Origin of the sequence: Paenibacillus chartarius (assembly GCF_042432825.1) — a bacterium.
Classification (GTDB): Bacteria; Bacillota; Bacilli; order Paenibacillales; family NBRC-103111; genus Gordoniibacillus; species Gordoniibacillus chartarius.
Genome location: NZ_JBHLWN010000100.1, coordinates 65,358 through 72,085, shown reverse-complemented (window position 1 = coordinate 72,085; position 6,728 = coordinate 65,358). Strand labels below are relative to the sequence as shown.

At 61.7% G+C, this 6,728-nt stretch carries 2 protein-coding genes; both read right to left on the bottom strand.

From position 1 onward, the window contains the following. Positions 1 to 159: 159 nt before the first annotated feature. A complete protein-coding gene (locus tag ACFFK0_RS24950) occupies positions 160 to 1,644 on the bottom strand; it encodes a glutamate synthase subunit beta (RefSeq protein WP_377473105.1) in 1,485 nt (494 codons plus the stop codon). Positions 1,645 to 1,868: 224 nt separating this feature from the next. Further along, positions 1,869 to 6,470 (bottom strand): glutamate synthase large subunit, encoded by a 4,602-nt coding sequence (gene gltB, locus ACFFK0_RS24945; RefSeq protein WP_377473104.1) that lies wholly within the window; start codon positions 6,468 to 6,470, stop codon positions 1,869 to 1,871. Positions 6,471 to 6,728 lie beyond the last annotated feature (258 nt).

Below are 6,728 nucleotides of genomic sequence, written 5' to 3'. Positions count from 1 at the left end.
GCTTGGGTTTAGAGACTTACGTTGGGTGTAAATGGAACGAATCTTGTTCAGCAAGCCCTATATTACTATATTTATGACTAAAAAAACAGTAGTATATCTATTTTTTATAAAAAAGCTTTGGCACCGCGGCCTAAACATCGCCGAGCGCCAAAGCTTCCGTTATGGTAAATTCGTCCCGCCCATCAAATATTTGTCGACCTCGCGGGCGGCTTCGCGGCCTTCGTTGATCGCCCACACGACCAGGCTTTGTCCGCGGCGCATATCACCTGCGGCGAATACGCCAGGCACATTCGTGGCGAATTGACCGTACGCCGCTTTCGCGTTGGAGCGTTCGTCGCGTTCGACGCCGAGCTGCTCCAGCACGGTCGGCTCCGGTCCGAGGAAGCCCATCGCCAGAAGCACGAGCTGCGCCGGATACACCTTCTCGCTGCCGGGCACCTCGACCGGTGCGAAGCGGCCGCTGTCGTCCCGCTTCCACTCGATCAGCACGGTGTGAACCTCCTTCACGTGCCCGTTCTCATCGCCGACGAATCTCTTCGTCGAGATGAGATACTCTCGCGGGTCCTCGCCCTGCAGCGCGGCCGCCTCCTCCTGGCCGTAGTCCATCTTGTACACCCGCGGCCATTCCGGCCAAGGATTGTTCGGCTGACGCGTCTCCGGCGGTTTCGCCATAATTTCGAACTGCGTCACGCTGTTCGCCTTATGGCGGATCGACGTCCCGACACAGTCCGTCCCGGTATCCCCGCCGCCGATCACGACGACGTCCTTGTCCTCGGCGCTGATGTACGCCCCATCCTCGTGCTCCGAGTCCAGCAAGCTCTTCGTGTTCGCCTTCAGAAATTCCATCGCCAGATGAATGCCCTTCAGCTCCCGGCCCTCGATCGGCAGGTCGCGCCCCTTGGTCGCTCCGCCGCATAGCACGATCGCGTCGAATTGCTCCCGAAGCTCCTGAGCCGGAATATCCTTGCCGATTTCCGTGTTCGTCACGAACGTCACGCCTTCGGCAGCCATGAGATCGACACGGCGCTGCACGTATTTTTTATCCAGCTTCATGTTCGGGATGCCGTACATGAGCAGCCCGCCGACGCGGTCCGCGCGCTCGTACACCGTCACGCTGTGCCCCGCCTTGTTCAGCTGCGCTGCGGCGGCAAGGCCCGAAGGTCCGGAACCGATGACGGCCACCTTCTTACCGGTACGCACGGCGGGCGGCTTCGGCGTGACCCAGCCTTCGGCAAAGCCGCGGTCGATAATCGCCTTCTCGATCGACTTGATCGTTACCGCCGAGCCGTTCAGCCCGACCGTACACGAGCCTTCGCAGGGCGCCGGACAAACCCGTCCCGTAAACTCGGGAAAATTGTTCGTCTTCAGCAGCCGCTCCAGCGCCTCCCGCCACTGTCCGCGGTACACGAGATCGTTGAATTCCGGAATAAGGTTGTGGATCGGACAGCCTGCCGCCATCCCGCTGATCAGCTTGCCGGTATGACAGAACGGTATGCCGCAGTCCATGCACCGCGCTCCCTGCTCGCGCAGCTTCTCTTCCGGCAGCGGCACCGCAAACTCGTTCCAGTGATGAATCCGCAGGAGCGGCGCCGCTTCCTGCGGCACCTCCCGCCCATATTCCATAAAACCGGTCGCTTTGCCCATTTCCTTCCTCCCCCTTGCGTGTGAAGCGGCGATGACCCCGGCACTTCGGTTGCTTTGAGACGATCGCGGAGCGGAGTGCTGGTATGGGGGGCGAAGAGTTTACGTGTCGCCTTTGAAATCAGGTTCTGACCGCATATCGGTTTATGAGAGAACCTGAATTCAAAGAAAGCCCGGAGGCCCCCATACCAACCCGCAGCGCAGCCCTCAGTCTCTAATAAGCAACCTCAGTTGCCGCCCACCCGCGCCACGTCCCGCATATTTTCCTCAAACGCCACCATCACGGCCTCCTGCTGCGACAGCCCCGACCGCTTCACACGCTCAATCGCCTCGAACATCCGCTTGTAATCCTTCGGTATGACCTTTACGAACTTCCATACGTATTCGTCCCAATGCCCGAGCACCCGGTGCGCCGCTGCGCTGTCCGTGTACGTAGCGTGATGCTGAATCATCGACTTCAGCTCGTTCATCTCGTACGCTTCCTCCAGCGGGCCGAGCAGCACCATTTCTTTGTTCACGCGCGATTCGAACGTACCGTCCTCATCGAGCACGTACGCAATGCCGCCCGACATTCCCGCTGCAAAATTTCGCCCCGTCCGCCCCAGCACGACGACGCGCCCGCCGGTCATATATTCGCAGCCGTGATCGCCGACCCCCTCGACGACCGCCCGCACGCCGGAGTTGCGCACGCAGAACCGCTCGCCCGCGATGCCCCGAATGTACGCCTCGCCGTCGGTCGCTCCGTAGAACGCCACGTTGCCGATAATGATGTTCTCCTCCGCCACGAAGCTTGCAGTCTGCGGCGGGAACACAACCAGCTTGCCGCCGGACAGCCCTTTGCCCACATAGTCGTTGGCGTCTCCCTCCAGCGACAGCGTTACTCCGCGCGGTACGAAAGCGCCGAAGCTTTGCCCGGCCGATCCGTGAAAATGAAACCGGATCGTATCGTGCGGCAGCCCTGCCGCACCGTAGCGGCGCGTCACCTCGCTGCCAAGAATCGTGCCGGCGACGCGGTTGACGTTACGGATCGGCAGTACCGCGTGCACATGCTCCCCGCGCTCCAGCGCCGGCCCCGCCAGCGGTACCAGCTGCGTCACGTCCAGCGAGCGGTCCAGCTTGTGATCCTGCGGCATCCGGCAGTACCGTCCGACTTCATCGCCGACGTCGGGACGATGAAGCAGCAGCGACAAGTCCACGCCCCGCGCTTTGCCGTGTACGATCGCCTGCGAAGGCTCCAATACATCCGTGCGTCCAACCATCTCCTCGATCGTCCGGAAGCCGAGCGTCGCCATCAGCTCGCGGAGATCCTCCGCCACAAAGCGCATAAAGTTCACCACATGCTGCGGATCGCCTGCAAACTTCGCGCGCAGCTCCGGGTTCTGCGTGGCGACGCCGACCGGGCACGTATCAAGATGGCAGACGCGCATCATGATACAGCCCAGCGCGATCAGAGGTGTCGTGGCGAAGCCGAATTCCTCCGCGCCGAGCATCGCCGCGATAGCTACATCCCGGCCGGTCATCAGCTTGCCGTCCGTCTCCACCGCAATCCGCGAGCGGAGGTTGTTCAGCACGAGCGTCTGATGCGTCTCCGCCAGCCCCAGCTCCCACGGCAGTCCGGCGTGGCGGATCGACGTCTGCGGCGATGCCCCGGTACCGCCCTCATAGCCGCTGATCAGCACCACATCGGCCTTGCCCTTGGCTACCCCCGCGGCAATCGTGCCGACGCCGACTTCGCTGACGAGCTTGACGGAGATGCGCGCTTTCGGGTTTGCATTTTTCAGATCGTGAATCAGCTCGGCCAGGTCCTCAATCGAATAAATGTCGTGATGCGGCGGCGGCGAAATCAACCCGACCCCCGGCGTTACGCCGCGCACCTCGGCGACCCACGGGTACACCTTCGGTCCGGGCAGCTGCCCGCCTTCGCCGGGCTTGGCGCCCTGCGCCATCTTGATCTGGATTTCGTCCGCGTTCACCAGATAATTCGACGTGACCCCGAAGCGGCCCGACGCCACCTGCTTGATCGCCGAACGCCGCAGGTCGCCGTTCTCGTCGGGCGTGAACCGGTCCGGATGCTCGCCGCCTTCGCCGGTGTTGCTCTTGCCGCCGAGCCGGTTCATCGCAATTGCGAGCGCCTCGTGCGCCTCCCGGGAAATCGAGCCGAACGACATCGCCCCGGTTTTGAACCGCTTCACAATCGCCTCCGCCGGCTCCACTTCCTCCAGAGGCACTGGCGCCAAACCGCTGCGGAAGCGGAGCAAGGAGCGAAGGTTCAGCTGCTTTTCATTTTCGCGATGAATGAGCTTCACGAACCGCTTATATTCGTTGTAATTGTTCGTCCGCACCGCGGTCTGCAGCGCATGAATCGTCTCCGGCGTGTACAGGTGCTCTTCCCCGTCACTGCGCCACTGCAGCTCGCCGCCGGCGTCCAGCACCGGATCGCGCCCTTCCTGCGCCGAATACGCCCTCCGGTGGCGCGCAGCCGTCTCGGCGGCGATCGTCTCCAGCCCGATGCCTTCGATGCGCGAGGCCGTCCATGTAAAATAACGGTCGACCACGTCCGAGCGCAGCCCGATCGCCTCGAAAATTTGCGCTCCCCGGTAGCTCTGGATCGTCGAGATGCCCATCTTCGCCAGCACCTTCACGACGCCCTTCGTCACGGCTTTCATATAATTGGCGCAAGCTTTGTCATAGTCCACGCCGCTTAGCAGTCCTTGCCGAATCATATCGTCCAGAGTCTCGAACGCGAGATACGGATTCACGGCGCTAACCCCATACCCGAGCAGTAGGGCAAAATGATGCACCTCCCGCGGCTCGCCCGATTCCAGCAGCAGCCCGACCTTCGTGCGCGTGCCGGCGCGAATCAGATGGTGATGCAGCCCGGAAACGGCCAGCAGCGCCGGAATGCCCGCCATGGACTCGTCGACGCCGCGGTCGCTCAGCAGCAGCAGCGTCGCTCCGTCCGCAATCGCCTGATCGGCAGCGGCGAACAGCAGCTCCAGCGCCTGCTCCAGTCCGGCCTCCCCGCCCGCCGGATCAAACAAAATCGGCAGCGTTGCCGTGCGGAAGCCCTCGCGGTCGATATGCCGCAGTTTCGCCAGCTCTTCATTGCTGAGGACAAATGTTTTGAGCCGGATTTGGCGGCAGCTCTCCGGCGCCGGCTTAATGAGATTGCCTTCCGGTCCGACCGTCGTGCCCTGGGCCGTAATAATTTCTTCGAAGTTGGCGTCGATCGGCGGGTTCGTGACCTGCGCGAACAGCTGCTTGAAGTAGCTGTACAGCAATTGCGGCCGCTCGGACAGCACGGCTAGCGGCGCATCCCAGCCCATGGAGCCGACCGGGTCGACGCCGACGCGGGCCATCGGCTCCAGCACCTTGCGCAGCGTCTCGAACGTATAGCCGAACGCCTGCTGGCGCTGCAGCACCGCAGCGTGATCCGGCTGCGGGGCCTGCAGGGCCGCCGGCAGCTCCTCCAGCAAGATGAGGTGCTCCTCGAGCCACTCCCGGTAAGGCTGCGCCGCAGCGATCTCGCGCTTGATTTCCTCATCGGCGATAATCCGCCCCTGCTGCGTATCGACGACAAGCATCCGCCCCGGCATGAGCCGTTCCTTGCGGACAATCCGCTCCGGCGGAATGTCCAGCACGCCTACCTCCGAAGCAAGCACGATCATATCGTCATTCGTCACATAGTAACGGGACGGGCGCAAGCCGTTGCGGTCAAGTACCGCCGCGATCACCTTGCCGTCCGTGAACGCCATCGCCGCGGGACCGTCCCATGGCTCCATCAGACAGCTGTGATACTCGTAAAACGCTTTCTTTTTATCATCCATCGTCTCATGCTTCTGCCACGGCTCCGGGATCATCATCATCGCCGCATGCGGTAATGTCCGGCCGGAGAGCAGCAGAAACTCCAGACAGTTGTCGAACATTTGGGAATCCGAGCCTTCGGTATCGATAATCGGCAGCAGCTTGCGCAGGTCGTCTCCGAATAGCTCCGACTCGCAGAGCGCTTGCCGGGCACGCATCCAGTTGACGTTGCCGCGCAGCGTATTGATTTCGCCGTTGTGGATCAAGTAGCGGTAAGGATGGGCGCGCTCCCAGCTCGGGAACGTATTCGTGGAGAAGCGGGAATGGACGAGAGCGAGCGCCGAGGTGACGGCAGGATTTTGCAGCTCAAGGAAATAGGCGTCCACCTGCTCAGGCGTCAGCATCCCCTTGTAGACGATCGTTCGGGAAGACAGGCTGGAGAAGTAGAACGGGAAGTCCGGATGCGCCTTGCGCACGTCGTTCTCCGCCAGCTTGCGGATTACGTACAGCTTGCGCTCGAACGCCAGCTCGTCCCGGCTCAAGTCCAGCGTGTCGCTCTTGCCGATAAATACTTGCGCAGCGTACGGCTCCACCGATTTGGCCGTTTCGCCAAGCAGCGCATGGTCCGTCGGCACTTTGCGCCAGCCGAGCAGCTTCTGCCCGCTCTCCGCGATGCAATGCTCGACGATGCGCTCGCACACATCGCGCGCCTGCGGCTCCTGGGGAAGGAATACCATGCCGACGCCGTACTCTCCCGCCGGAGGCAGCTGGATGCGCAAGGGCGGCGCTATTTCACGGAAGAAATCATCGGGAATTTGCAGCAAAATGCCCGCTCCGTCCCCGGTGTTCGATTCGCTGCCCTGCCCGCCCCGATGATCGAGGTTGCACAGCACCTGGAGCGCCTGTCGTACGATGTCGTGCGATTTGACGCCCTTCATCTGGGCAACGAAGCCGATGCCGCAGGCGTCGTGCTCGTAGTGCGGGTCGTACAAACCTTGCTTCGAAGGAAGGCCGTCCTTCCTCATGCGTAAGCCCCTGCTCGTCGTGTCCATGTCCGCCCACCATTCTCCTTACCTGTATAGTTAGAGTCCGATGACTGACCGACTTGCCGATGCGGCGATATTCTACGACTCTATTGGGAATTGAATTGTCTGAATTTTTTTTGGACACGATCATGTCACTCGTTCGTGCCCGCCAGCAATAAAAAAAGACGCCCGCACCCATCGCAATCCTGATGTCGAACGCCTGATATTTACATACATATGTGAGGACCCGGTAGAACA